General features: G+C 66.7%; 24 protein-coding genes and 1 CRISPR repeat array. Of the genes, 8 read left to right on the plus strand and 16 right to left on the minus strand.

The window, feature by feature from the left end:
* A partial coding sequence (locus tag ABIC44_RS16435) for an IS5 family transposase (RefSeq protein WP_354296599.1) occupies positions 1-417 on the plus strand: 417 nt, incomplete at its 5' end.
* Positions 418-461: 44 nt separating this feature from the next.
* Positions 462-1,554: direct repeats of the CRISPR family, unit length 36 nt; unit sequence AGCATAGCCGCTCAGAGATTGCGGTCCAGCGGCAAC.
* 124 nt (positions 1,555-1,678) lie between these two features.
* On the opposite strand, the gene lpdA is transcribed toward ABIC44_RS16435, so the two are convergent.
* The 10 genes from lpdA to phhA form a co-directional block, all read right to left on the minus strand.
* Positions 1,679-3,073, minus strand: a complete 1,395-nt coding sequence (gene lpdA, locus ABIC44_RS16440; protein WP_354296600.1) for a dihydrolipoyl dehydrogenase — start codon at positions 3,071-3,073, stop codon at positions 1,679-1,681.
* 109 nt (positions 3,074-3,182) lie between these two features.
* Complete coding sequence (odhB, locus tag ABIC44_RS16445) at positions 3,183-4,415, minus strand: 2-oxoglutarate dehydrogenase complex dihydrolipoyllysine-residue succinyltransferase (RefSeq protein WP_354296601.1); 1,233 nt, start codon at positions 4,413-4,415, stop codon at positions 3,183-3,185.
* A gap of 114 nt (positions 4,416-4,529) precedes the next feature.
* Positions 4,530-7,514 (minus strand): 2-oxoglutarate dehydrogenase E1 component, encoded by a 2,985-nt coding sequence (locus ABIC44_RS16450; RefSeq protein ID WP_354296602.1) that lies wholly within the window; start codon positions 7,512-7,514, stop codon positions 4,530-4,532.
* A gap of 130 nt (positions 7,515-7,644) precedes the next feature.
* Positions 7,645-8,529 (minus strand): succinate--CoA ligase subunit alpha, encoded by an 885-nt coding sequence (gene sucD, locus ABIC44_RS16455; RefSeq protein ID WP_354296603.1) that lies wholly within the window; start codon positions 8,527-8,529, stop codon positions 7,645-7,647.
* Between the two features lie 56 nt (positions 8,530-8,585).
* Complete coding sequence (locus tag ABIC44_RS16460) at positions 8,586-8,885, minus strand: GIY-YIG nuclease family protein (protein ID WP_387429495.1); 300 nt, start codon at positions 8,883-8,885, stop codon at positions 8,586-8,588.
* A 58-nt stretch (positions 8,886-8,943) separates the two neighbouring features.
* The gene (gene mdh / locus ABIC44_RS16465) at positions 8,944-9,906 is read right to left on the minus strand and encodes a malate dehydrogenase (RefSeq protein ID WP_261268936.1); all 963 of its coding nucleotides are present in this window, start codon (positions 9,904-9,906) and stop codon (positions 8,944-8,946) included.
* A 127-nt stretch (positions 9,907-10,033) separates the two neighbouring features.
* Entirely contained in the window at positions 10,034-11,152 is a 1,119-nt protein-coding gene (gene zapE, locus ABIC44_RS16470; RefSeq protein WP_354296604.1) for a cell division protein ZapE, read from the minus strand.
* A 227-nt stretch (positions 11,153-11,379) separates the two neighbouring features.
* Positions 11,380-12,159, minus strand: a complete 780-nt coding sequence (locus tag ABIC44_RS16475) for a succinate dehydrogenase iron-sulfur subunit (RefSeq protein ID WP_261268934.1) — start codon at positions 12,157-12,159, stop codon at positions 11,380-11,382.
* Between the two features lie 109 nt (positions 12,160-12,268).
* On the minus strand, positions 12,269-12,844 hold the full coding sequence (locus ABIC44_RS16480) for a ClpP family protease (RefSeq protein ID WP_307100720.1): 576 nt from the start codon (positions 12,842-12,844) through the stop codon (positions 12,269-12,271).
* 134 nt (positions 12,845-12,978) lie between these two features.
* A complete protein-coding gene (gene phhA / locus ABIC44_RS16485; RefSeq protein ID WP_354296605.1) occupies positions 12,979-13,848 on the minus strand; it encodes a phenylalanine 4-monooxygenase in 870 nt (289 codons plus the stop codon).
* 74 nt (positions 13,849-13,922) lie between these two features.
* On the opposite strand from phhA, the gene ABIC44_RS16490 reads away from it, so the two are divergent.
* Together ABIC44_RS16490 and ABIC44_RS16495 are read left to right on the plus strand one after the other, a co-directional pair.
* Positions 13,923-14,558, plus strand: coding sequence for a TIGR02117 family protein (locus ABIC44_RS16490; RefSeq protein WP_354296606.1), 636 nt, complete (start codon positions 13,923-13,925; stop codon positions 14,556-14,558).
* On the plus strand, positions 14,549-15,271 hold the full coding sequence (locus tag ABIC44_RS16495; RefSeq protein WP_354296607.1) for an esterase/lipase family protein: 723 nt from the start codon (positions 14,549-14,551) through the stop codon (positions 15,269-15,271). The genes ABIC44_RS16490 and ABIC44_RS16495 overlap by 10 nt, the downstream gene beginning before the upstream one ends.
* Here ABIC44_RS16495 and ABIC44_RS16500 read toward each other — a convergent pair.
* Together ABIC44_RS16500 and ABIC44_RS16505 are read right to left on the minus strand one after the other, a co-directional pair.
* A complete protein-coding gene (locus tag ABIC44_RS16500; RefSeq protein ID WP_354296608.1) occupies positions 15,253-15,543 on the minus strand; it encodes a hypothetical protein in 291 nt (96 codons plus the stop codon). The two genes, ABIC44_RS16495 and ABIC44_RS16500, sit on opposite strands and share 19 nt — an antisense overlap.
* Positions 15,544-15,557: 14 nt before the next feature.
* The gene (locus tag ABIC44_RS16505) at positions 15,558-16,556 is read right to left on the minus strand and encodes a glycerophosphodiester phosphodiesterase (protein ID WP_354296609.1); all 999 of its coding nucleotides are present in this window, start codon (positions 16,554-16,556) and stop codon (positions 15,558-15,560) included.
* Between the two features lie 113 nt (positions 16,557-16,669).
* On the opposite strand from ABIC44_RS16505, the gene ABIC44_RS16510 reads away from it, so the two are divergent.
* Genes ABIC44_RS16510 through ABIC44_RS16530 form a run of 5 tightly spaced genes read left to right on the plus strand, consistent with a single transcriptional unit; the run spans position 16,670 to position 21,961 of the window.
* Positions 16,670-17,206 (plus strand): 2Fe-2S iron-sulfur cluster-binding protein, encoded by a 537-nt coding sequence (locus tag ABIC44_RS16510; RefSeq protein WP_354296610.1) that lies wholly within the window; start codon positions 16,670-16,672, stop codon positions 17,204-17,206.
* Positions 17,203-18,186, plus strand: coding sequence for an FAD binding domain-containing protein (locus ABIC44_RS16515; RefSeq protein WP_354296611.1), 984 nt, complete (start codon positions 17,203-17,205; stop codon positions 18,184-18,186). Before ABIC44_RS16510 ends, ABIC44_RS16515 begins: the two co-directional genes overlap by 4 nt.
* A 4-nt stretch (positions 18,187-18,190) precedes the next feature.
* Positions 18,191-20,431: a xanthine dehydrogenase family protein molybdopterin-binding subunit gene (locus ABIC44_RS16520; protein ID WP_354296612.1), complete on the plus strand. Its 2,241-nt coding sequence runs from the start codon at positions 18,191-18,193 to the stop codon at positions 20,429-20,431.
* Entirely contained in the window at positions 20,431-21,354 is a 924-nt protein-coding gene (locus ABIC44_RS16525; RefSeq protein WP_354296613.1) for an XdhC family protein, read from the plus strand. The genes ABIC44_RS16520 and ABIC44_RS16525 overlap by 1 nt, the downstream gene beginning before the upstream one ends.
* Complete coding sequence (locus ABIC44_RS16530; RefSeq protein WP_307100740.1) at positions 21,341-21,961, plus strand: nucleotidyltransferase family protein; 621 nt, start codon at positions 21,341-21,343, stop codon at positions 21,959-21,961. Before ABIC44_RS16525 ends, ABIC44_RS16530 begins: the two co-directional genes overlap by 14 nt.
* On the opposite strand, the gene ABIC44_RS16535 is transcribed toward ABIC44_RS16530, so the two are convergent.
* The 4 genes from ABIC44_RS16535 to ABIC44_RS16550 are packed head-to-tail and all read right to left on the minus strand — an operon-like array spanning position 21,930 to position 26,728.
* Entirely contained in the window at positions 21,930-23,135 is a 1,206-nt protein-coding gene (locus tag ABIC44_RS16535) for an ABC transporter permease (RefSeq protein ID WP_354296614.1), read from the minus strand. The genes ABIC44_RS16530 and ABIC44_RS16535 overlap by 32 nt on opposite strands.
* Entirely contained in the window at positions 23,135-23,881 is a 747-nt protein-coding gene (locus ABIC44_RS16540; RefSeq protein ID WP_309697342.1) for an ABC transporter ATP-binding protein, read from the minus strand. Before ABIC44_RS16540 ends, ABIC44_RS16535 begins: the two co-directional genes overlap by 1 nt.
* A complete protein-coding gene (locus tag ABIC44_RS16545) occupies positions 23,871-25,253 on the minus strand; it encodes an efflux RND transporter periplasmic adaptor subunit (protein WP_354296615.1) in 1,383 nt (460 codons plus the stop codon). The genes ABIC44_RS16540 and ABIC44_RS16545 overlap by 11 nt, the downstream gene beginning before the upstream one ends.
* Positions 25,253-26,728 (minus strand): efflux transporter outer membrane subunit, encoded by a 1,476-nt coding sequence (locus ABIC44_RS16550; protein WP_354296616.1) that lies wholly within the window; start codon positions 26,726-26,728, stop codon positions 25,253-25,255. The genes ABIC44_RS16545 and ABIC44_RS16550 overlap by 1 nt, the downstream gene beginning before the upstream one ends.
* Positions 26,729-26,815: the final 87 nt, after the last annotated feature.

Raw genomic sequence — 26,815 nt, forward strand, 5'->3', positions numbered from 1 at the left:
GATCAGGCGCTGGGGCGTTCCCGAGGCGGACTGACCACCAAGATACACATGCTCGCCGACACGTTCGGCCGACCTTTGCGGTTTCGTATCACGCCCGGCCAAGCCAGCGACATCGCCTCGGCACCCGCCCTGCTCGAAGGCCAGCGCGGCAATGCCGTGCTCGCCGACAAGGCGTATGACGGCAATGACTTGCGTAGCCAGATCGCTGCGATGGACGCCGAGGCGGTGATCCCGTCCAAGCGCAACCGCAAGGTCGCCATCCCGCACGATGCCCGCATCTACAAGCATCGCAACCAAATCGAGAGATGCTTCGGTCGCCTCAAGCATTTCCGACGCTTCGCTACTCGCTACGACCGCCGCATCATCCACTTCACCGGCTTCGTCCACCTCGCCGCCGCCATGATCTGGCTACGATGAATGTCGATCCGGCCTAAGGCCATGACCGATGCGCGGATGGCTGAAGCATAGCCGCTCAGAGATTGCGGTCCAGCGGCAACCCGCTGCGCAATCGCCTGTTGATTTCGGTTAGCATAGCCGCTCAGAGATTGCGGTCCAGCGGCAACCAGGAGCGCCCCTGGATCGCAATCGCCACGAGCATAGCCGCTCAGAGATTGCGGTCCAGCGGCAACTAGCTACAGCCAGAACCGCCGCCTAGCCAAAGCATAGCCGCTCAGAGATTGCGGTCCAGCGGCAACGCGGCTGCGCGCTGCCGACCAGATCCTTGAAGCATAGCCGCTCAGAGATTGCGGTCCAGCGGCAACGAGGCACGCGAGGGATCGCCCGATGACGATAGCATAGCCGCTCAGAGATTGCGGTCCAGCGGCAACGACAGCGTGGCGGCGATGCTCCCGCCCGAGAGCATAGCCGCTCAGAGATTGCGGTCCAGCGGCAACAAGCCATCGCCGAAAACCTGCGTCCCCGTCAGCATAGCCGCTCAGAGATTGCGGTCCAGCGGCAACCGCAGCAGGTCAAGGAATTGGCCGACGGGTAGCATAGCCGCTCAGAGATTGCGGTCCAGCGGCAACCGGCTGGCGTATCTCCCTTACGATCGCGCAAGCATAGCCGCTCAGAGATTGCGGTCCAGCGGCAACCGCATGGCGATGCCATACACGAACGACTCGAGCATAGCCGCTCAGAGATTGCGGTCCAGCGGCAACACGCGGCTAGGTCACGATGATTTCGGGAGGAGCATAGCCGCTCAGAGATTGCGGTCCAGCGGCAACTGTCTGACTATCGACCGAAAGGCTATCGGCAGCATAGCCGCTCAGAGATTGCGGTCCAGCGGCAACTCGATCAGCCGGTTGGGGTTGCGCACCTGCAAGCATAGCCGCTCAGAGATTGCGGTCCAGCGGCAACGCATGTCGAACGCATCGCCCGCGCGGCTGTAGCATAGCCGCTCAGAGATTGCGGTCCAGCGGCAACAATTCGGCAAGCTTTGCGCGAAGCATCCTGAGCATAGCCGCTCAGAGATTGCGGTCCAGCGGCAACCCAGGCGGCACCTGTGGTGAACCCGCCACCAGCATAGCCGCTCAGAGATTGCGGTCCAGCAACAACCTCCCAGCATAAGAGCCCGGCGGGATGCGCCGCCGTAACCACCGCCCCCGACGCGCGAAACAAGAAAGGGGGCGGGCATCCCGCGATGCCCGCCCCCTTTTGCGGATAGCCCGGCCGTGACGGGTCAGATATGGATCGGCTTGCCCTGCACCGCCATGGCGGCTTCCTTGAGCGCCTCGGCATGGGTCGGGTGTGCGTGGCAGGTGTACGCGATGTCCTCGGACGTCGCGCCGAACTCCATCGCCTGCGCGGCCTGCGCGATCATCGTGCCTGCGAGGCTCGAGATGATCCACACGCCCAGCACGCGGTCGGTCTTGGCGTCCGCAATGACCTTCACGAAGCCGTCGGTGTCGCGGTTGGTCTTGGCGCGGCTGTTCGCCATGAAGGGGAACTTGCCGACCTTGACCTCGCCACGCTCCTTGGCGGCTTCTTCCGACAGGCCGACACCGGCGATTTCGGGCATGGTGTAGACGACGCTGGGGATGACGTCGTGGTTCACGATGCCGGTCTGGCCCGCGATGTTCTCCGCCACCGCGACGCCTTCATCCTCGGCCTTGTGCGCGAGCATCAGGCCCGGCGCGACGTCGCCGATCGCCCAGACACCGTCGACATTGGTCGCGAAGTCATGATCGATCTCGACCTGGCCACGGCCGTTGAGCTTCACGCCAGCGGCCTCCAGGTTCAGCCCGTCAGTGTTGGGCTTGCGGCCGATCGCGACCAGCACGGCGTCGGCCGACAGCGTTTCCGCCGTGCCGCCAGCCGCCGGTTCGACCGACACGGTCGCGCGGTCGCCCTCGACGGTGACGCCGGTCACCTTGGTCGAGGTCTTAAGCTCCATGCCCTGCTTCTTGAACAGCTTGGCCGATTCCTTGCGGACCTCGCCGTCGAAGCCCGGCAGGATCTGGTCGAGATATTCGACGACGGTGACCTTGGCCCCCAGACGACGCCAGACCGAGCCCAGCTCCAGCCCGATCACGCCACCGCCGATGACGACCAGATGTTCCGGCACCTTGGGCAGCGCCAGCGCGCCGGTCGAGTCGACCACGACCTTCTGGTCGATGGTGACACCGGGCAGCGGGGTGACGACCGAGCCGGTCGCGATCACGATGTCGCGCGCGGTGACGGTCTGGTCGCCGACCTTGACCGTGCTCGAATCCTGGAACGCGGCCTTGCCCTTCAGCCAGGTGACCTTGTTCTTCTTGAAGAGGTACTCGATACCGCCGGTCAGCTCGCCGACCGCCTTGGCCTTTTCGGCGTGCATCTGGTCGAGGTTGAGCTTCGCGCCCTCGATCTCGACGCCGAACTTGGCGAGCGCACCGTGCGATGCTTCCTCGAACAGCTCGGAGGCGTGGAGCAGCGCCTTGGACGGGATGCAGCCGACATTGAGGCAGGTGCCGCCCAGCGTCTCGCGCGCCTCGGCGCATGCGGTCTTCAGGCCCAGCTGCGCCGCGCGGATCGCCGCGACATAGCCGCCGGGGCCCGCGCCGATCACCAGGACGTCATAGTCATACTCAGCCATTTGTCTCTCCCGTTCCCCGGCTTTCGGGGTCCAGCCTGCGGGCGCACCCGCCTTACATAGCAAGGACGGACCCTCGCCGCGGCAAGGGTCCGTATAGATCACAAAGCGATCAGAGGTCGATCAGGATGCGGGTCGGATCCTGGATCGCGTTCTTCAGCGCGACGAGGAAGGTCACCGCCTCGCGGCCGTCGATGATCCGGTGGTCATAGGACAGCGCCAGGTACATCATCGGGCGGATGACGATCTGGCCGTCGACGACGACCGGACGCTCCTCGATCCGGTGGAGGCCCAGCACCGCCGACTGGGGCGGGTTGATGATCGGGGTCGACATCAGCGAACCGAACACGCCGCCGTTCGAGATGGTGAAGGTGCCCCCCTTCATCTCTTCCATCTTCAGCGTGCCGTCCTTGGCGCGCTTGCCGAAGTCGCCGATCGTCTTTTCGATGCCCGCGACCGTCAGGTCCTGCGCATCGCGGATGACCGGCACGACCAGGCCGTTCGGGGCCGAGACGGCGACCGAGATGTCGGCATAGTCGTGATAGACGATCTCATCGCCCTCGATCGAGGCGTTGACCGACGGAATGTCCTTCAGCGCCATCGTCGCGGCCTTCACGAAGAAGCCCATGAAGCCCAGGCGGACGCCGTGCTTCTTCTCGAACAGGTCCTTATACTTGGCACGCGCCTCGATCACCGCCGTCATGTCGACGTCGTTGAACGTCGTCAGCATCGCGGCGGTGTTCTGCGCTTCCTTCAGGCGCTTGGCGATCGTCTGACGCAGGCGCGTCATCTTCACGCGCTCTTCCTTGCGCGCCGAACCGGCGGGGGCGGCAGCAGCCGGAGCGGCGGCCGGGGCCGGAGCGCTCGACTTGTTGGCGGCGGCGGCGGCGACGTCTTCCTTGGTGATGCGGCCGTCCTTGCCGGTGCCCTTGATCGTCGCGGGGTCGAGGCCATGCTCGAGCACTGCACGGCGCACCGACGGCGAGAGGGCGGCGGGTGAGTCGCTCGACTCGTCAGCGGCCGGAGCTGCCGCAGGGGCCGGAGCGGCCGCCGCCGGGGTCGCGGTCACGGCCGGGGTCGCCGCTTCGGTCTTGGCCGGGGCCGAGCCACCCGCATCGACGGTCGCCAGCAGCGCGCCGACCTGTACCGTGTCGCCGACCTTGACGGCATGCTGGCCCATGACACCCGCCACCGGCGAGGGCACTTCGACCGAGACCTTGTCGGTTTCCAGGCTCGCGATCGGCTCGTCGACCGCCACCGCGTCACCCGGCTGCTTCAGCCATTCGCCCAGCGTCGCCTCGGAGATCGATTCGCCCAGCACCGGCACCAGAACTTCAGTCGCCATTCCCATTTCCTCCGCCCGGTCCATCGACCGGGGCTCTTACGCGGGCGGGCAAAACGCCCGCGCCAGATTTCATCCCTCCCCGGCCCCTGAAGGACCGGGGAACTCGGTTAAGTGTCAGTCCGCCGCCGCCGTGGTCGGCTTGGCGGTGGTGTTGCTGCCCTCGGCGCGCGTCCGGCGGATTTCCTCGCGGACATTGTGGCCCAGCGCATCGGCGACCAGCGCGCCCTGCTCGGCGGTGTGACGCTTCATCAGGCCGGTGGCGGGCGATGCCGCCGCCGCACGACCCGCATAACGGGCGCGCTTCACCGACGCCCCGGCCTCGGCCAGCGCTTCCTCGATCAGCGGCTCGACGAAGAACCAGTAACCGTTGTTCTTCGGCTCTTCCTGCGCCCAGACCACGTCCTGCAGGTTGGGCATGCGCGCGATCCGCTTGGCGAGCGCGTCGCTCGGGAACGGATAGAGCTGCTCGACGCGCACGATCTGGGTCGTGGTGTCGCCCGCCGCGTCGCGTGCCTCGATCAGGTCATAGGCGACCTTGCCGGTGCACAGGACCAGACGCGTCGTCGCCTCGTCGGCGGCACCGTTGGTGTCCGACAGCAGGCGGCGGAAGTGGCTCTCGCCCTGGAAGTCCTCGGCCTTCGACACCGCCAGCTTGTGACGCAGCAGCGACTTGGGCGTGAAGACGATCAGCGGCTTGCGGAAGTTACGGTGCATCTGGCGGCGCAACAGGTGGAAATAGTTGGCCGGGGTGGTGCAGTTCGCAACCTGGATATTGTCGTTGGCGCAGGACTGGAGGAAGCGCTCGGGACGCGCCGACGAGTGCTCCGGCCCCTGCCCTTCATAACCATGCGGCAGCAGCATCACGAGGCCGTTGGCGCGCAGCCACTTGGACTCGCCCGACGTGATGAACTGGTCGATCATGATCTGCGCGCCGTTGACGAAGTCGCCGAACTGCGCCTCCCACAGCACCAGCGTCTTCGGATCGGCGAGCGCATAGCCGTACTCGAAGCCCAGCACGCCATATTCGGACAGCGGGCTGTCCAGCACCTCGAAGCTGCCATGCTCGACGGTCTTCAGCGGCACGTACTTGTGCTCGTCGGTCTGGTCGACCCAGACCGCGTGACGCTGCGAGAAGGTGCCGCGACCCGAATCCTGGCCCGACAGACGCACGCCGTACCCTTCCGACAGCAGCGAGCCGAAGGCCAGCGCCTCGCCGGTCGCCCAGTCGAAATTTTCGCCACTCGCGAACATCTGCCGCTTGGCGTCGAGCACGCGGTTCAGCGTCTTGTGGACCTGAAGCCCTTCGGGGATCGTGGTCAACGTGCGGCCAATCGCGTCGAACAGCTTCTTGTCGAGGCCGGTCTCCACGTTGCGGCGACCCTGATCGGTCTCCTTCGGCGCCGACAGACCCGACCAGCGACCGGCGAACCAGTCGGCCTTGTTGGGCTTGTAGCTCTGGCCCGCCTCGAACTCGCCTTCGCAGCGCGTGGTATACTGCTTAATATTCTCGTCGACCCAGGCCTGGTCCACCACACCCTCGGCGACGAGGCGCTTCGAGTAGATCTCGCTGACACCGGGGTGCTGGCGGATCTTGTTGTACATCAGCGGCTGGGTGAAGCCCGGCTCGTCGCCCTCGTTATGACCGAAGCGGCGATAGCACCACATGTCGATCACGATGTCGCGGTGGAACTTCTGGCGGAACTCGATCGCCATCTTGGTGGCGAAGGTCACCGCCTCGGGATCGTCGCCATTGACGTGGAAGACCGGCGCCTGGACGCCCTTGGCCACATCCGACGGATAGGGCGAGGAGCGCGCGAACTGCGGGCTGGTGGTGAAGCCCACCTGGTTGTTGATGATGAAGTGGACGCAGCCGCCCGTGTTGTAGCCACGGATGCCGGAGAAGCCGAGGCACTCCCACACGATGCCCTGGCCCGCGAACGCCGCGTCGCCATGGATCAGCACCGGCACCGAGGCCGCGTGATCGGTCAGGTCGCCCGCGATCGTCTGGATCGCGCGGGTCTTGCCCAGCACGACGGGGTTCACCGCCTCGAGGTGCGAGGGGTTGGCGACCAGCGACATATGGACCTTGTGGCCGTCGAACTCGCGGTCGGTCGAGGTGCCGAGGTGATACTTCACGTCGCCCGACCCGCCGATATCATCGGGGTTGGCCGAACCGCCGGCGAATTCGTGGAAGATCACGCGCAGCGGCTTGGCCATGACGTTGGCCAGCACGTTCAGACGGCCGCGATGCGCCATGCCGAACACGATCTCGCGCACGCCCATCTGGCCACCGTACTTGATGACCGATTCGAGCGCGGGGATCATCGACTCGCCGCCGTCCAGGCCGAAGCGCTTGGTGCCGACGTACTTCTTGCCGAGGAACTTTTCCCACTGCTCGGCCTCGATGACCTTGTTCAGGATCGCCTTCTTGCCATCGACGGTGAAGTCGATCGCCTTGTCCTGGCCTTCCATCCGGTCCTGGAGGAAGCGGCGCTCCTCCACATCCGCGATGTGCATATATTCCAAGCCGATATTGCCGCAGTAATTCTTGCGCAGCGTGTCGACCAGCTCGCGAACGGTCGCCCATTCGAAGCCCATCGTGCCGCCCAGATAGACCTTGCGGTCGAGGTCGGCGTCGGTGAAGCCGTGATATTCGGTCTTCAGGTCCTCGGGAAGCTCACGCAGGCCCGACAGGCCGAGCGGGTCGAGGTTCGCCGCGAGATGGCCGCGCACCCGGTAGGTGCGGATCAGCATCTGCGCGCGGATCGCGTCGCCCGCCGCCTTGACGATGTCGGCGGTCGAGGGCGCGGCGGCTGCCGGAGCGGGCTTGCCGCCCCCCTTGCCATCACGGCCGGGCTTGGGCGCGGGTTCCATCTGGGTCGGGTCGAGGCCCGCCGTCAGATCGTCGGTCGAGGTCAGCGGCCAGCGCTTATTCTGCCAGCTGGGGGCGCCCACGCCCTGCTCCAGACCGTCGAAAAAGGTCCGCCAGCCCGCATCGACCGACGACGAGTCGGCCTGATACTTGGCATAGAGCGTTTCGATGAAAGCGGGGCTGACGCCCGCCGCGATTTCGCTGAATTCCTGGCCTTCGTAGCCCATGAGACGCTTCCTCGACCGCCCGTCTTCTTCATGATCGCCACCCCGGCACATCCGCCTGGGGTCCGCAGCCGCGAGCGGCCCGCCTGCCGCCACGGACCCCGGCGGGTGTGCCGGGGTGACGCGATACGCCTTACTTGTTCAGCACCGACAACAGGGTCGAGCCGAGCTCCGACGGGCTGGCCGCGACCTTGATCCCGGCTGCTTCCATCGCCGCGATCTTGTCCTCGGCGCCGCCCTGGCCGCCCGACACGATCGCACCGGCATGGCCCATGCGACGGCCCGGAGGCGCGGTGCGGCCCGCGATGAAGCCCGCCATCGGCTTCGAACGGCCGCGCTTGGCCTCGTCACGCAGGAACTGCGCGGCTTCTTCTTCGGCCGAGCCGCCGATCTCGCCGATCATGATGATCGACTTCGTTTCGTCATCGGCCAGGAACATCTCGAGCACGTCGATGAAGTTGGTGCCGTTGACGGGGTCGCCACCGATGCCGACTGCGGTCGTCTGACCCAGGCCAGCGTTCGAGGTCTGGAACACCGCCTCATAGGTCAGGGTTCCCGAACGCGACACGACGCCGACCGAGCCCTTCTTGAAGATCGAACCCGGCATGATGCCGATCTTGCACTCGCCCGGCGTCAGCACGCCCGGGCAGTTCGGACCGATCAGGCGCGACTTCGAACCCGACAGGGCGCGCTTCACCTTGACCATGTCGAGGACCGGAATGCCTTCCGTGATCGCGACGATCAGCGGGATTTCCGCGTCGATCGCTTCCAGGATCGAGTCGGCCGCGAAGGGCGGCGGAACGTAGATCACGCTCGCATCGGCGCCCGTCTTCGACTTGGCTTCGGCGACGGTGTTGAAGACCGGCAGGCCGATATGCTCGGTGCCGCCCTTGCCCGGCGTCACGCCGCCGACCATCTGCGTGCCATAGGCCAGCGCCTGCTGGGTGTGGAACGTGCCGGTTTCACCCGTCATGCCCTGGGTGATGACCTTGGTGTTCTTGTTGACGAGGATGCTCATCCGTCGGTTCCGTCCTTGTCCGCCCCGGCGAAGGCCGGGGCCCAGTTGCGATACGGTTATGGCAGTGCGATGCGATCATACAGGTCATCCCAATCGGGATTTAGCCCTTCGATCTCTCGCAGCTTCCAAAGCCGCTTCCAATTCTTCATTCGCAGTTCGCGTTGCCGCGCTGCTTCCCAGCTATCATGCACCTCGTACCATACGAGCCGATGACAGCGGTTATCCCGCGTGAACCCAGCCACCACGTCGTTGCGATGTTCCCACACGCGCCGCGGCAAATTAGTCGTCGAACCGAGATAGATCGTTCCGTTCCGACCGCTGGCCATGATGTAGACGAAGGCTTGCGCTTCGATCACTCTGGCCAACCCAACTGGGCCCCGGCCTTCGCCGGGGCGGTGTTATTCCTTTAATGAATTACGCCAGGCTCTCGTCGATGCCCTTGCAGGCGACGAGCAGTTCCTTGACCGCGTCGACCGAGACCTGAAGGTTGGCCTTCGCCTCGTCCGACAGCTTGACCTCGACGACCTTTTCGACGCCGCCGGCGCCGATCACGACGGGCACGCCGACATAGAGGTTGTCGATGCCATATTCACCCGACAGGTGCGCGGCGGCGGGCAGGATGCGCTTCTGGTCGTACAGATACGCCTCGGCCATCGCGATGCCGCTGGTGGCAGGCGCATAATAGGCCGAGCCGGTCTTGAGCAGCGCGACGATCTCGCCGCCGCCGCCACGGGTGCGCTTGACGATCTCTTCGACCTTTTCCTTGGTCGAGAAGCCCATCTCGATCAGGTCGCTGACCGGGATGCCGCTGACGGTCGAATATTCCAGGACCGGGACCATGGTGTCGCCGTGGCCGCCGAGGACGAAGGTGTTCACGTCCTTCACCGACACGCCGAACTCTTCGGCGAGGAAGTGGCTGAAGCGCGCCGAGTCGAGCACGCCCGCCATGCCGACGACCTTGTTCGCGGGCAGACCCGAGAATTCGCGCAGCGCCCAGACCATCGCGTCGAGCGGGTTGGTGATGCAAATGACGAACGCGTCGGGGGCGTTGTCGCGGATGCCCTCGCCGACCGCCTTCATCACCTTCAGGTTGATGCCGAGCAGGTCGTCGCGGCTCATGCCGGGCTTGCGCGCGACACCGGCGGTGACGATGATGACATCGGCGCCCGCAATGTCGGCGTAATCGTTGGAACCCTTGATATTCGCGTCGAAGCCTTCGACCGGGCCGCACTGCGACAGGTCCAGCGCCTTGCCCTGGGGCACGCCCTCGACGACGTCGAACAGGACGATATCGCCCAGCCCCTTGAGCGCGGCGAGGTGCGCCAGCGTGCCGCCGATGTTGCCGGCGCCGATCAGCGCGATCTTCTTGCGAGCCATTCCAATCCTACTCCGTAGTGGACGTGCGTGATTGGTCACGCGGCCTACGCCTATATGGGCGTCGGGGCAACCGTTATTCCACAGAGTTTAAGATTTTAAACGATAATAGTTCGCAAGTGCATTAAGGTCAAATCAAGGGCTCGCCCGACCCGTGGCCCTGGGCCAGATAGTCCTCGGAGCGCATCTCTTCGAGGCGGCTGATCGTCCGTTCGAACTCGAATCGACCATCCCCGGTTTCATAGAGTTCGGCGGGCTGCGCATCGGCTGCGGCGAGCAGCTTGACCTTGTGTTCGTAGAGCGCGTCGATCAGCTGGACGAAGCGCGCCGCCTCGTTGCGATTCTCCGGCCCCAGCTTGGGGATGCCGACCAGGATGACGGTGTGGAAGCGCCGCGCGACCGCCAGATAGTCCGCCGCCCCCCGCGCCTCGCCGCACAGCCGCTTGAACGAGAAGACCGCGACGCCCTTCAGCGCCTTGGGGACATGCAGCACGCGGCCACCGACCTTCAGATCCTCCGAGGGTACATGCGCGGCATCCTCGACCGGATAGTCGGTCAGGCGAAAGAAGGTCGCCGACAGCGTCAGCGTCGCCTTGGGCCCATTGGGCACCAGCCAGGTGTCGAGCCGCCCCAGCCGGTCGCGCCGGTAATCGGTCGGCCCGTTCAGGGCCAGCACGTCCAGCCGCGCCTCGATCAGCGCGATGAAGGGCAGGAAATGCTCGCGGTTGAGCCCGTTCTTGTAGAGGTCCTTCGGCGGCCGGTTGGAGGTGGTGACGATCGTCACCCCCGCCTCGATCAAGGCGGTGAACAGCCGCGACAGGATCATCGCGTCGGGGCTGTTGGTCACCATCATCTCGTCAAACGCCAGCAGCCGGACTTCCTCGGCCAGCGCGGCGGCGACGGGGGCGATCGGCTCGCCCGCCTGCTTGGCCCGCTCGGTGGCGATGCGGGCATGGACCTCCAGCATGAACTCGGCGAAATGGACGCGGCGCTTGGCCTCGACCGCGACATGGTCGAAGAACAGGTCCATCAGCATCGACTTGCCGCGCCCGACATCACCCCAGAGATAGACGCCCTTGGGCGCAGGCGTGCCCTTGCCGGTCAGGCGTGCGAAGAAGCCGGTCCTGCGCGGCGTTTCCAATTCGGTCGCCAGCTGCTGGAGCCGGGCGGCGGCGGCGGCCTGTTCGGGATCGGGGCGAAGCTCTCCGGCTTCGATCAGGCGGCGATAGGCATTGAGGATGTCGGGCATGTTGGGGGGCGGTGTCTGCCCTGGCCTCTTTCCCGTCAACCCCATTCCTCCCCTGGAAGGGGAGGTGGCAGCCCGCAGGGCTGACGGAGGGGTGTCACCGCCCGATCAGGGATACCGCCCCTCCACCATCGCCTGCGCGATGGTCCCCCTCCCCAAGCGAGCTTGGGGAGGAATAGAAAAAGGGGGCCGTTTCCGACCCCCTTTCCGTTTCCGTCGAACCAACCGGATCAGATGATCCGCTCGGCCTCCATCTTCTTGATTTCCGCGATCGCCTTGGCCGGGTTCAGGCCCTTGGGGCAAACATTCGCGCAGTTCATGATGGTGTGGCAGCGATAGAGGCGGAAGGGATCCTCCAGCTCGTCCAGACGCTCGCCGGTCATCTCGTCGCGGCTGTCGGCCAGCCAGCGATAGGCCTGGAGCAGGATCGCCGGGCCCAGGAACTTGTCGCTGTTCCACCAATAGCTGGGGCACGAGGTCGAGCAGCAGGCGCACAGGATGCACTCGTAGAGGCCGTCGAGCTTCGCGCGGTCGTCGGGCGACTGGAGCCGTTCCTTGCCCGAGGGCGCGGGCGACACGGTCTGGAGCCACGGCTTGATCGAGGCGTACTGCGCGTAGAAGTGCGTGAAGTCGGGGACCAGGTCCTTGACCACGTCCATGTGCGGCAGCGGGGTGATCTGGACGGTGCCCTTCACATCCTCGATCGCGGTGGTGCAGGCCAGGCCGTTGCGGCCGTCGATGTTCATGGCACACGATCCGCAAATGCCCTCGCGGCACGAACGGCGGAAGGTCAGCGAGCTGTCCTGCTCGGCCTTCATCTTGATCAGCGCGTCGAGCACCATCGGGCCGCACTCGTCCAGATCGATCTCGAACGTGTCGTAACGCGGATTCTGGCCCGAGTCGGGATCGTAGCGATAGACCTTGAACTTTTTCAGACGGCCGCCGGTGGTCGCCTTATGCGTTTCGCCCTTCTTGATGACGCTGTTCTTCGGCAGGGCAAATTCGGCCATGGTCACAAACCCGCTGGATGGGCCGACAGGCATGTCGGCAAAGGATCGCTCCCGCCGATACATGACAGGGGCGCATGTCGCAAATGTCTTGACCGATTTAAGCGCTGCCTCAGATCACATCAAGGACGAGGCCCAGCTCGCGCGCCTCCTCGGCATCGATATACCAGTTACTGCGCGCCTTTTCCTGCAGCGTCTCGAAGGTCACCTTCGATCCGTTGACGATGGCGCGGAAGCCCTCCTCCTGAATCAGCACCGACTGCTCGATCTCGTGCAGTTTGGCCTTCAGCACCACGGGCAGGTTGGTCAGCGGGCCGGACAGGTCGATGCTGCCGCTCATCTGCCGCTCGTGCAGCATCAGGCGGGTGCCGCGCGTCAGGAAGCGATATTCGACCGGAAAGGCCGACATGAAGGTCGCCCCCGCCGAATAGACCGCGACCTTGCCCAGGAACAGCGTGTCGCGCCCCGTGTAGTCGCGCAGCAGCCGGATCGAGTCGCCCATCGCCCGCGCCATCTCCGGATCGCCGCCCAGCGTGGTGATCGACACGACCAGCGGACCGTCCGCCGGCGCGGCGGCGAGCTGGTCCTTGAACCCGGCATACATCACCTCGTCCACCGTGCCGTACAGCTGGATGTGCGGGCGGGCGAGCAGCGGATAGTTCACCGCATTGTTGGGATGGTCGTGCATGATGCAGCGAACCGGGGGCGGAGGCGAAGGTTCCGATGGGTGAGCGTGGGCTTCGACTTCGCTCAGCCTGAACGGCTGTGGGGCAAGCACCAAACTCCGTTCAGCCTGAGCGAAGTCGAAGGCCAAGCGAAAACCTATCCCAGCTTTCCCTTGGCATAGTCCTGTGTACCCCGGGTCAGTACGTCATCACCGTCCACGATCTCCGCCACCGGTATATCCGGCAACGCCTTGATCTGCGCGTATAGCGGCGAGAAGTCCGTCTCCAGCGTGGCGCGAAGCAATTCCTCGAACGACGGGATCACGAAATAATTTTGCTGGAAATCGTCGATCCGATATTCGGTGCGCATCACGCGGGCGAGGTCGAAGCCGATCCGGTTGGGGCTCGGATCCTCCAGCGCGAAGCGGCTTTCCGAATAGCTCGACACGATCCCCGCGCCATAGATACGCAGGTCGCCATCTTCGCGCACCAGCCCGAACTCGACCGTGTACCAATAGAGCCGCCCGAGATATTTCAGCGCATCCATCCCCAGCGCGCGCTGCCCGCCGCGCCCATAGGCCGCGAGGTAATCGGCGAAGACCGGGTCGGCGAGCATCGGCACATGGCCGAACACGTCGTGAAAGACGTCGGGCTCCTGAAGATAATCGAGCTGGTCGGGCCGCCGGATGAAGTTGCCCGCGACGAAGCGGCGATTGGCCATATGGTCGAAGAACACATCGTCGGGCACCAGCCCCGGCACCGCCACCACCTGCCACCCGGTCAACGCCATCAGGCGTTCGGACAGTTCCTCGAAATCGGGAATGCCCGGCCGCGACAGCTTGAGCACGTCGAGGCCGCGCAGATACGCCTCCGACGCGCGGCCCGGCAGCAATCTGGACTGGCGCGCGAACAGCGTGTCCCAGGTCGCATGCTCCTCGGCCGTATAATGCGCCCAGCCCTGGGGGATGGTCCAGTCGGCACCGGCCCCTTCGGGCGGAGCGGCGAGAACATGGGTATCCTGTGCCATTCGTGGAGCCTATCATGATGATGGTGACAAATGAAACCATATCGTGGCGACGGCTCGGCCGGGTTGCAAGGGGGATGGCGGCCGCCATCGGGTTGATCCTGCTGGGCTATTTCGCGTTGGGACTGGCGCTGGGGGCGGTTCCGCGTCGCACCATCGCCCTGCCCGCGCCCGGCCCCGATGCGGTCACCATCTTCGTCGAGTCGAGCGCGGTCCATACCGCCATCATCCTCCCCAAACAGGCGGCGGGGGTGGACTGGCGCGACTGGGCGCGGGCCGAGGACTTACGCGATCCGCGCTATGCGGGCTTTCCCTATCTCGCCATCGGCTGGGGCGAGGCCGGCTTTTTCCGCGAGACGCCGCACTGGCGCGACGTCAGGCCGGGGACTATCCTCCGTGCCGCGCTGGGCAGCGACCGGACGCTGATCCATGTCGACCACCTGCCGCTTCCGCGCGCGAATGGCGACGATGTGCAGATGATCCGACTGTCGCCCGAGGCGTATCGCCGCCTAGTCGCGTTCATCCGGGGAAGCTGGCGGAGCAATGGCGCTCATTATCCCGGCTATGACGTGTACGATGCCTTTTACGAAGCGAGGGGGCGGTACAGCGCCGCCCACACCTGCAACAGCTGGACCGGCGACGCGCTGGCGGCGGCGGGGGTGCGGATGGGGTGGTGGACGCCCTTCCCCTGGACGGTGATGGCATGGCTGTGATCCCGCCGCCGTCCAAGGCGCTCTGGGCGGCCGAGCTTCCGCGTGCGCTGTGGATGGGTGCGACCTGGTGGCGGCATCGCGCCGAACTGGCCGCCGCGCCGCGGGGCGACGGGCGGGCGGTGATGGTGCTGCCCGGCCTGTTCAACAGCGACCGGTCGAACATCGTCCTGCGCCGCTATCTGGCCGCCAGGGGCTACCACGTTCATGGCTGGGGAGTCGGGCGCAATCTGGGGGTGCGCAGCGTCGGGCCGGACGCCGGACATCTGATCGCACGGGTCGAGTCGGTCGCCGATCGCGGGCCGGTGACGCTGATCGGCATCAGCCTGGGCGGGATCATCGCGCGGATGGTGGCGCAGGCGCGCCCCGATCTGGTCGCGGGCGTCGTCACCATTTCCTCGCCCTATGCGGGACCGGCCCGCGCGACCAATGTCTGGCGCGCCTTCGAGACGCTGACCGGCGAGCGGGTGGACGACCCGGCCGTCATCGCCCGCTCGGCGGTGATCGCCGGGCCGCTGCCCTGCCCCTCCGCCGCGATCTGGAGCCGGAGCGACGGGCTGGTCGCCGGGATCATCTGCCGCGATGACACGACCCCGGCGGTCGAGGTCCGCTCCAGCCATTTATGGGTGCAGCATCGGCCCCAGGTGCTGGCGGCGGTGGCGACCATCCTGGCGGGATGGCCGCCGCCCGTCAGCGGTCAGTTACCGGCGCGATAGCCTTCATAGCCCTGCTGGCCCTGCTGGCACTGCTCGGGGTGCTTGCGGCACTGTTTCTCGTAATCGCGACGCTCGCGGCCCTCGCGCGCTTCCTGCTTGCGCATCTTGCGGCCGTAATTGCGGTCCGCCTCGTCCTGGCTGGTCGTCGTCCAGTCGACCACCTGCCCCGCCGCCTGGAACGGGGCCTTCACCACGCTGGCGACCGTCTTGACGCAGCCCCCCAGGCTGAGCGGCAGGGTCAGGACGGCGATTTTCAGGACGAGGTTACGCATGGTCACGGGATCTTTCAGCGGGCGCGCACGACGGCGTTGCGCGTTTCTACCCCGATTTGCGGGAAATCGGTGAAGAATCCGTCGATGCCCTGGCCCAGCGCGGCGCGAATCTCGCCCGCGACATCGCCATGCGCCTTGGGATCGATGCCCCGGCGGAAAGCGGGGCGAACGAACTGGTTCTCCGCACGATAGGTCCAGGGATGCACCCGCAGCCCCGCCGCATGCGCGTCGGCCACCAGCGTCGTCGCCGCATCGCCCTTCCACAGCATCGCCTTGTCCGGGCCGATCCCCCAGGCATAGGTCGCGACCTGGCGGAGCCCTTCGGGCGTCATCATCGCGGCATAGCTGGGCGCGGCGCCATCCGCCGGACCGCCCTCGCCCGCGACCAGCTGGATCAGGCGGATGCCGGTCATCATCTTGAGATGCTGGAGGTTCTTCACCTCGAACGACTGGATGAAGACGGGCGCATCGGCGGTCTTCATCCCCGCCTTGTCGAGCGCGGCGACCAGCGGGCCATCGGTGCCCATGCCGATCGAGGCGAAATAGGTCGGATGCTTGGTTTCGGGATAGATGGCGATGGTCCGCCCCAACTCCTTCGACCGCTGCTTGGCGAGCGCGATGATCTCTTCCAGTGTCGGGATCTGATACCGGCCGTCATAGGCGGTCGAGCGCAGTTGGGGCAGGCGTTCGCGGGCACGCAGCGTCTTCAATTCGGCGAGCGTGAAATCCTCGGTGAACCAGCCGGTCTCGCGCTGTCCGTCGATCGTCTTCGTCGTCTTGCGATCGGCGAATTCGGGATGCGAGGCGACATCGGTCGTCCCCGAAATCTCATTCTCATGCCGCGCGACCAGATGGCCGTCCTTGGTCGGCACCAGATCGGGCTCGATCACGTCCGCCCCCTCGCGGATCGCCAGATCATAGGCAGCCAGCGTATGCTCAGGCCGCTCCCCGCTTGCGCCGCGATGCGCGATGACGATGGGAGACGAGAGCGGTTTCGACCAATGGGCGGACATGGCCTCACCCTGCCCCATGACCAAAGCTACGGCAATGAGAGTGGTTCGCAACGGGAAACGCAGGGAAATCATGGCGTTTGTTCATCCAACTGTAATCCCAAGGGGATGGCGCGATGCATTTCACAATCAATGGTCAATCGCATGACATCGAGGTCGATGTTCGCACCTCGCTGCTCGATCTGTGTCGCGAACATCTGGGGCTGACGGGTTCCAAGAAAGGCTGCGACCATGGTCAATGCGGCGCCTGCACGATGCTGGTCGACGGGCGGCGGATCAATAGCTGCCTGACGCTGGCGGTGATGCATCAGGATGACGAGATCACCACGATCGAGGGACTGGGCCAGCCGGGCAATCTCCACCCCTTGCAGGACGCGTTCGTGCGGCATGACGGGTTCCAGTGCGGCTATTGCACGCCGGGCCAGATCTGTTCGGCGGTCGGCATGCTCGACGAGATGAAGCAGGGCTGGCCGAGCCATGTCACCGAGGACCTGGGTGCGGCCGAGCTGACGGTCGAGGAAATCTCCGAGCGGATGAGCGGCAATCTGTGCCGCTGCGCCGCCTATCCCAATATCGTCGACGCGATCCGCGACGTGGCGGGGCTGGGCGACCGCAACCCCAATGAGGATGTCGGTCGGGAGGTCGCGGCATGAAGCTGTTCGACTATGCCCGCGCCGACTCGATCGGCACCGCCACCCGCGACGGCGCGGTGCCGGGCGCGCGCTTCATCGCGGGCGGCACCAATTTGCTCGACCTCATGAAATTGCAGGTCGAGACGCCCGACACGCTGGTCGACATCAGCCGCCTGGACCTGGGCGAGATCGAGGCGCGCGAGGATGGCGGCCTGATTATCGGCGCGCTGGTGCCCAATAGCGACCTCGCCGCCGACGCCCGCGTGATCGAACGCTATCCGGTCCTGTCGCGCGCGCTGCTGGCGGGGGCCTCGGGTCAGTTGCGCAACAAGGCGTCAACCGGGGGCAATCTGCTCCAGCGGACCCGCTGCTATTATTTCTATGACCCCGCCACCCCGTGCAACAAGCGCGATCCGGGCAGCGGCTGTTCAGCGATCGGCGGCGAGAACCGTATCCTCGCGATCCTCGGCACCTCGGACCAGTGCATCGCGACGCATCCCAGCGACATGGCCGTCGCGATGCGCGCGCTGGAAGCCGTCATCATCACCCAGAAACCAGACGGCGACCGCCGCCGGATCGCGATCGGCGAATTCTATCGCCTGCCGGGCAGCACGCCCGAGATCGAGACCGTGCTGGAGCCGGGCGAGCTCATCACCCATGTCGAACTACCCCCCGCCCCTGCGGGCCGCCAGACCTATCGCAAGGTGCGCGACCGCGCCTCCTATGCCTTTGCGCTGGTGTCGGTCGCCGGGATCGTCGCGGTCGAGAATGGCAGGATCGCCTCGGCCCGGCTCGCCTTTGGCGGTCTTGGCCCGATGCCATGGCGTAACGAGGCGGTGGAGGCCGCGCTGGTCGGACAGGAGCCCACCGACGCCGCCTTCCACGCCGCCGCCGATGTCCTGCTGGCCGACGCCAAGGGCTATGGCTCGAACGATTTCAAGATTCCGCTGACGCGCCGCACTTTGGTCGCGACGCTCCGTGAACTGACTCAGGAGGGCTGATCCCATGTTCGGATTCGGCAAGGACGACACGCATTCGCTGACCATGAATCAGCCACATCCCGACAGCCTGCTCGATACGGGCGTGCAGGGGGTGATCTCCAAACCGCTGGATCGGGTGGACGGGCCGAAAAAGGTGACGGGCACCGCCACCTATGCCGCCGAATATGCCATCGAGAATATCGCGCATGGCGTGCTGGTCAGCGCCACGAAGGGCCATGCGAAGATCAAGGCGATCGACGCCGATGCGGTGAAGGCCATCCCCGGCGTCATCGACGTCATCACCGATTACAAGACCTTCATCCGCAACTCGCAGCAGGGCGGCGAGACCGAAGCCCCGACGCAAGGCGTGCGCACCATCGACTATTTCGGCGAGATCATCGCGATCGTCGTCGCCGAGAGCTTCGAGGTCGCGCGCGACGCCGCCAAGCGGCTGAAGGTCGAGTATGAAGAGCTGGACGACGGCGCGTTCGACTATGAGGCGAACAAGGACAAGGCCGAGCCCGCGCCGGACGGACTGATCAAGGGCCATTACGACCAGGGCGATTTCGACAAGGCGTTCGAGAATGCGGCTGTCAGGCTCGACGTCACCTACACCACCCCCAGCCAGAACTCGGCCGCGATGGAGCCGCATGCCTCGATCGCGGTGTGGGAGGACGGTGCGCTGACCTTGTACGGCGCGTACCAGATGCCTTCCTCGGACGCGCAGCAGCTTGCCAAGGCGCTGGGCGTGTCGCAGTCCAAGGTGCGAATCATCTCGCGCTATATCGGCGGCGGCTTCGGATCGAAGCTGGGCATCGCGCCCGAAAGCGTCGCCGCCGCCATCGCCGCCAAGCGGCTGGGCCGCCCGGTCAAGGCGGTGATGCTGCGCCAGCAGGTGTTCGACGCCACCGTCCGCCGCTCCAACACCGAACAGCGGATGCGGCTGGGCGCCGAGGCGGGCGGCCGGATCGTCGCACTGGGGCATGAGGCGATCACCTCCAACCTGCCGGACGAGGATTTCTTCGAGCCCGTCGGCATCGGCACCCACTTCCTCTATGCGGGCGAGAATCGGCGGATCAACCATGACGTGGTCCGGCTGAACTGGACGCTGTCGGGATCGATGCGCGCGCCGGGCGAGGCGGTGGGCATGGTCGGCATGGAATGCGCCATGGACGAACTGGCCGAGGCGATCGGCATCGACCCGATCGACCTGCGCAAGATCAACGATCCCGAACAGGACCCCGAGCTCAAGGTCCCCTATTCCTCGCGCAACCTGACCCGTTCGCTGGAAGAGGGCGCAAAGCGTTTCGGCTGGGACCAGCGTAAGGCGGCGGGTCAGCGGCGCGAAGGCGACTGGCTGATCGGCATGGGCGTCGCCGCCGCGTGCCGGTCTAACCAGCTTCAGCAGTCGGCGGCCAAGGTCGAACTCCACCCGGACGGCAGCGCCACCGTGTCCTCCGCGATGACCGATATCGGCACGGGCAGCTATACGATCATGGCGCAGATCGCCGCCGAAATCCTCGGCCTGCCGGTCGAGAAGGTCAGCATGTCGCTGGGCGACACCAATGATCCGCCCGCCGCCGGATCGGGCGGTTCCTGGGGCGCGGCCTCGGCGGGCTCGGCCGTGTATCTCGCCGCCGAGCGGGTGCGCGAGAAGCTGGCCAAGGCGATGGGCGTCAAGCCCGCCGACCTGACGCTCAAGGACGGCATGGCGATCGGCGACAATCGCTCGGTGCCGCTGGCCGAGCTAGTCGGCAAGGACAGTCTGTCCGCGATCGGCGAGATCAAGCCGGGGCAGCAGGAAAAGCAGTTCCAGCAGGCGAGTTACGGCGCGCATTTCGCCGAGGTCGGCGTCAATGTCGTCACCGGCGAGGTCCGCGTGCGGCGGATGCTGGGCGTGTTTGCGGCGGGACGCGTGCTCAATGCCAAGACGGCGCGCTCGCAATGCCTCGGCGGAATGACCTTCGGCATCGGCACCGCCTTGACCGAGGAGCTGATCCACGACCCGCGCACCGGCAAGCTGGTGAACCATGACCTGGCCGAATATCATGTGCCGGTGAATGCCGACGTGCCCCAGCTGGAGGTCCATTTCCTCGACGAGCGGGACATCCATGCCAACCCGATCCATGCCAAGGGGATTGGCGAGCTGGGCATCTCGGGCGCGGCGCCCGCCGTCGTCAACGCCATCTACAACGCCACCGGCGTCCGGGTGCGCGAGATGCCGGTGAGGCTCGACAAGCTGCTCGATCATCTCCCGGCGCTTTGATGAGCGACAATGATCGGGTTCTGGCCGCCGCGCGCGAATGGCGCGGTGCGCCGTTGGCGATCGCGACGGTGGTGTCGACCTGGGGGTCGGCACCACGTCCGCGTGGAAGCCATATGCTGGTCCATGAAGATGGCCGGTTCGAGGGATCGGTGTCGGGCGGTTGCGTCGAGAACGACATTCTCCATACCGCCGCGGAGGTGATCGCGGGCGCGCCGTTCCAGGTAAAGCGCTACGGCGTGGCGGATGCCTCGGCCTGGGAAGTCGGACTGCCCTGCGGCGGCGAGATCGCGGTGATGGTCCAGCCGGTGTCGGCGGACGGGTTCGATCCCGAACTGTTCGACCGGATCGCCGAGGCGCGCGAGACGGGGCGCTCGCTGACCGTCACCACCGACCTTTCCACCGGCAAGGCGGACCTGCGTCCCATCGAGACGGGCGAGGTCTTCGCCAACCGTTACGACCCGCCGCGCCGCCTGCTGATCGTCGGTGCGGTGCAGATCGCGCAGAGCCTGGCGCAGCTTGCGCAGACGCTGGGCATCGAGACGGTGGTGATCGACCCGCGCGCCCGCTTCCTGACGCCGGAGCGGTTTCCCGGCGTGACGCTGGACGATCGCTGGCCCGACGAAGCGGTCGCCGCCTATACCCCCGGCCCCGCGACCGCCGTCGTCACGCTGAGCCACGACACCAAGATCGACGACCCCGCGCTGGTCGCCGCGCTTGCCCATCCCACCGCCTATGTCGGCGCGCTGGGCAGTCGGCGCAGCCATGCGGCGCGGCGGGAGCGTCTGGCGGCGATGGGCGTTTCCCCGTCAGCGATCGACCGGATCGACGGCCCGGTCGGGCTGGACATCGGGGCGATCGGCCCGTCGGAGATCGCGCTGTCGATCGCGGCGGCGATGATAGGAGCCTTTCATGATCGACGCTGAGGATGTGGTTCTGGTCCTGCTGGCGGCGGGACAGTCGAGCCGCTTCGGAATGGAGAACAAGCTGGAGGCCGAGTTCCTCGGTAAGCCGGTGGGCTTCCACGTCACCACCGCGCTGGAAAGCATTCCCTTTGCCGACCGGATCGTCGTGACCGACGGGTGCCAGCTCGACTTCGCGTCGCGCGGCTACCGCGTGATCCATAATGACGATATCGCCAAGGGCATGTCCTTCTCGCTGCATCTGGGCGTGCAGGAGGCGATCAAGTCCGGCCCCAAGGCGATCCTGATCGCACTGGCCGATATGCCGCGCGTGACGGCGGCGCATATCTATCGCCTGTTCGATGCCTTTGACGGACCCGACGCGGTCGTCGTGTCGAGCAATGGCGAGCATCCCACCCCGCCCGGCGTCTTCGGCGCGGGCCGGTTCGACGCGCTGCTCAAGCTGGAGGGCGACGAGGGCGGCCGCAAGCTGGTCGCGGGCGGGCGCCACGTCGTCACCGCCCCGGCCGAGCTGATCGATATCGACACGCCCGAGGATCTGGAACGGCTACGCCAGCTCGTCCACGCGCCCGAGCGGATCACTCGTGCCGTAGAGCATCGATCGGATTGAGCGCCGCCGCCCGCCGCGCGGGGAAATAGCCGAAGACCACCCCGATCACCGCCGAAATCGCAAAGGCGATGACGTTGATCTGGGGGTCGAAGGTCCAGGGCACCTGCATCAACGGCACCAGCGCGGCGATGATCGCCTGCGCCAGGATCAGGCCGATGATTCCGCCCAGGCAGGACAGCACCACCGCCTCGACCAGGAACTGCATCAGCACCTCGCGCGCGACCGCGCCGATGGCCAGGCGAATGCCGATCTCGCGCGTCCGTTCGGTCACCGACACCAGCATGATGTTCATGATGCCGATGCCGCCGACCACCAGGCTGATCGCTGCCACCGCCGCGACGATCCGGGTCAGCATCGTCGTCGTGCTGGTCAGCGTGTCGCTGATCTGCTTGGTGTCGAAGATGTTGAAATCATCTTCCTTGCCGCCCGTGATGTTGCGCCGTTCGCGCAGCAGGTCGGTTAGCGAGGCCTGCACCGCGCTGGCCTGATAGGCCTGGTCGATGCCGACCAGCATCAGCCGGATGTCGCGGCTGCCCGTGAATCGGCGCTGCACCGCCTTGATCGGCATGAGCACCACATCGTCCTGATCGCCGAACCCGCCCTGTCCGCGCGTCGTCAGCACGCCGACCACGTCGCAACTGATCGCGCCGATGCGGAAGCGCTTGCCGACCGCCTCGGTGCTGGGGAACAGGTTCTTGCGCACGGTATTGCCGATGATGCACACCGCCTTGCCCGCCGCCTGCTCGGCCGGGGTCCACAGACGCCCCGAGGCCAGCGGCCAGGGCTGCACCGTGAAATAGGCCAGCGTCGTGCCGGTCACCGTGGTCGACCAGTTCGCGCCTTCATAGATCGCGGTCGCGGTCGTCTGGGCCTGGGGCGCGACCGCCGTCACACCCGCGATCTGGTCGGCGATCGCCTCGACATCCTCGGGCTTGAAGTCGGGCGGACGCGGGCCGCCGCCGCCGCGCCCGAAGCCCTGGCCGGGGCGGACCTGAAGGATGTTGGTGCCCAGCGACGAGATGGACTGCTGCACCGCCGCCGTGGTCGCCTTGCCCAGCGTCACCATCGTCACGACCGCGCCGACGCCGATGATGATGCCCAGCGTCGTCAGGAACGAGCGCAGCATATGCCGCCGGATCGACCGGATCGCGAGGAGAAGCGTGGTGCCGAACATCAGTGCATATCCGTCGCGGGCGCATCCGGCTCCGGCATGGTGCCCGGCCGATGCTGTGCCTCGATCCGATCGACCAACCCGTCCTTGAAATGGATGACGGTGCGCGCGAACGCCGCCATGTCGGGTTCGTGCGTGACCATCAGCACGGTGATGCCGCTGTCCCGGTTGAGCCCGGTCAGCAACTCCATGATCTCCACCGAGCGTTCGGAATCGAGATTGCCGGTCGGCTCGTCGGCCAGCAGCACGTCGGGGCTGGTGACGATGGCGCGCGCGATCGCCACGCGCTGCTGCTGCCCGCCCGACAGTTCGGCGGGGGTATGGTCCCACCATTGGTCGAGCCCGACCTTCTCCAGCGCCGCCATGCCCATCTCGCGCCGCGTCTTCTTGTCCTCGCCGCGATACAGCAGCGGCAGCTCGACATTCTCCAGCGCGGTGGTGCGCGACAACAGGTTGAACCCCTGGAACACGAAGCCCAGATAGCGCCGCCGCAGCATCGCGCGCTGGTCGCGGTCCAGCGTCTCGACATGATGGCCGCGAAACAGGAAATTGCCGCCGCTCGGCACGTCGAGACAGCCCAGAATGTTCATCGTGGTCGACTTGCCCGACCCCGAAGGCCCCATCACCGCGACGAAATCGCCGCCGGCAATGTCCAGATCCACGCCCTTCAGCGCCTGGAACTGGGTCGCGCCGCTGCCATAGGTCTTGGTGACGCCGCGAAGCCGGATCAGGGGCGCATCAGCGGCCACCACCGCCCCCTTGCTGCCCCTGGCGACGCTGTCCCCCCGCCGCCGCCGGCGCGGCCTCGCCCGCCGCCAGCTGGCCGGTGATGACCTGCATCCCCGGCTTCAGCCCGCCCGACAGGACTTCGGTCATCGATCCGTTGGTGTCGCCGGTGACGATCTGCACCGGCTGCGGCTTGCCGTCCGTACCCCGGACATAGACGGTCTGCGTCGCGCCGCGCTGAACGGTGGCGGTGCGCGCCGCCCGGTCGCGGCGCGGACGGAAGGTCAGCGAGCCCGCAATGCCGCCTCCGCCACCCTGGCTCGCCCCATCGGACGGCTGGAAGCGCAGCGCGGCATTGGGGATCAGCACGACGTTCCGCTTGTCCGAGGTCACGATATCGGCGGTCGCGGTCATGCCGGGGCGCAGTTGCAGGTCGGGATTGGCGACGGTCAGGTCGGCGGCATAGCTGACCACCTGTCCCGTCGTCGACGTGCTGGCGGTCGAGGACGAGGAGGACGAGGTCGCCGCGCTGACCGTCAGGTTCGACCCCAGATCGACCCGCGTGATCGTCGCGGGGAAGGTACGCCCCGGAAAGGCGTCGACGGTGAAATTGGCCTTTTGCCCCACCTTCACCTCGCCGACATCGGCCTCGTCGATCGCGACCTCCAGCTTCATCTTGGTCAGGTCTTCGGCGATGACGAACAGGGTCGGCGTGTTGAACGACGCCGCGACCGTCTGGCCGGGATCGACCTGCCGCGCCAGCACCACGCCCGACACGGGCGAGCGGATGATCGCGCGCTGCCGCTGGGTCTGCGACTGGGCCAGCTGCGCGCGCGCGGCGGCGACATTGGCCTCCGCGACCCTCAGCGCCGCGACCGCGCGCTGCGCATCGGCGCGCCCGGTCTGGAGTTCGGTGCCGGAGGGCACGCGGCCGTTGGACAGCTTGTAGACTTCCTCCAGCCGCCGCAGCTGCGCCTGCGATTCGGCCACGGTCGCGCGCGCCTGCGCCACCTGCGCCTGATTGGCGGACAGCGTCGCCTGCGCCGCCCGGATCTGGTCGTCAATCTGTTCGGGATCGATCAGCGCCAGCGCCTCGCCCGCCTTCACCCGGTCGTTCACATCCACCACGACCTTCGTCACCAGACCCGACAGCTGCGAACCGACCGTCACCTGGTTGGTCGGGGCGAGCTTGCCGGTGGCCGAGACGGTCACGGTCAGGTTGCCGCGCGAGACGGGAGCGGTGGCATAGCCCGCCTGGTCCGACCCGCCGAAACAGCTTTTCAGCAGCACCGCGAGCAGCACGACGCCCAGGATCACGACGCCCCACTGCACCCTTTTGCGCCAGCGCGGTTGCGGCTTCACGCCCAGGAAATCGTCGAGAGTCTGATCGGCCATCAGCGGTTGTCCGGGGTTTGCGTCGCGCGCGGCGGCGCTTCGGGGGTGGTGCTGTCGTCCCATCCGCCGCCCAGCGCGGCGAACAGCGCGACCTGCGCGGTGGCGGCGTCCGAGCGCGCCTGGACCAGCCCGTTCTGGGCGCTCAGCAACGACGCCTCCTGCTGCGACAGGGTGGTGAAATCGGTCAGGCCCGTGCGATACTGGCTGCGCGCCAGGATCGCCGAGTTGCGCGCCGCGTCGAGCTGGATCGCGAACAGCCGCTCCCGCTCGCGCGCGGTGTTGAGCGCGACGATGGCGTTCTCGACATCCTCCAGCGCCAGCAGCACGGTGCCCTGATAGGCGGCATAGCTCTGATCGGCGAGCGCCCGCGCGTTGCGGACCTGGCTGCGCAGGCGGCCGCCGTTGAAGATCGCCTGGGTCAGCCCGGCGAACAGGCTGCCGGTGATCGCATCGCCCAGCGAGCCGATGCTGGTCGCCGCGGCGTTGATATTCCCGGAGATGGCGAGCGCGGGGTAGAGCGCCGCCTGCGCCACGCCGATCCGCGCCGTGGCGGCGGCCAGGTTGCGTTCGGCCGCGCGGACATCGGGGCGGCGGCGCAATATGTCGGCCGGAATGCCGACGCCGATCACCGCCGGTCCGCTGGGGATCGGCCGCACCGCCTCCAGCCGCGCCTTGAGTGCACCGGGCGCCTGCGCGGTCAGCACGCCCAGGCGCGAGACGGCGGTGTTGTATTGCTGCTCCAGCGTCGGGATGGTCGCGGCGGTCTGCGCCCGCTGCCCCCGTGCCTGCTCGGCGTCGAGCGAGGACACCAGCCCGGCGCGCACCCGGAAGCCCGCAATCTCCAGATTGTCGTCCTGCAGCGCCAGGCTGGCGCGCGCATTGGCAAGCTGTGCCTGATAGGCCCGCGCGAGCACATAGTTGCGCGCCAGTTCGCTCTCGACGGTCAGCAGCGTCGCGGCATAGGTGAACCCCGCGCCCTCATAGGTCGCGCGCGTCGCCTCCACGGTGCGGCGCAACTCGCCGAACAGGCCGACCTGATAGCTGGCCGACAGGCCGACAGTGAAGCTGTTGCTGCCGCCCCCGCCGGTATCGACCACCGTGCCGTCGGGCAGGGTGAAGCTGCGCCCGCCGCCGCGCAGATTCTCGTTGCGCTGATAGCCGGTCGAGCCGGACAGGGTGGGAAGAAGCGAGGACCGGCTCTGCACCAGGCTTTCGCGCGCCTGCCGCAGCCGGGCGACGGCCTGGACCACATCGGTATTGGCGACCACCGCGCGTTCGACCAGCTCGGCCAGCAGCGGATCGTCGAACGACCGCCACCAGCGCCCCATATCCTGCGCCTGCGCCGTGGCGGCGGGAACCGACCAGCTGGCGGGCACCCCCAGCGCCTGGGGAGCGGCGGGATGATGATCGGGACCGACCGTGCAGGCGGACAGGGCCGCCGAGGCCAGAAGAAGGACGCGGGCGCGAGGCTTCATGCCCGCGAACCTGCCCCGCCGATACGGCCCCGTCCAGTGCGATTATGTCGCAAAATGTTACAGCGCCGACAAATTCCCGTCACCTAC

It is taken from the genome of Sphingomonas sp. 1185 (genome assembly GCF_040544655.1).
In the GTDB taxonomy this organism is placed as follows: Bacteria; Pseudomonadota; Alphaproteobacteria; order Sphingomonadales; family Sphingomonadaceae; genus Sphingomonas.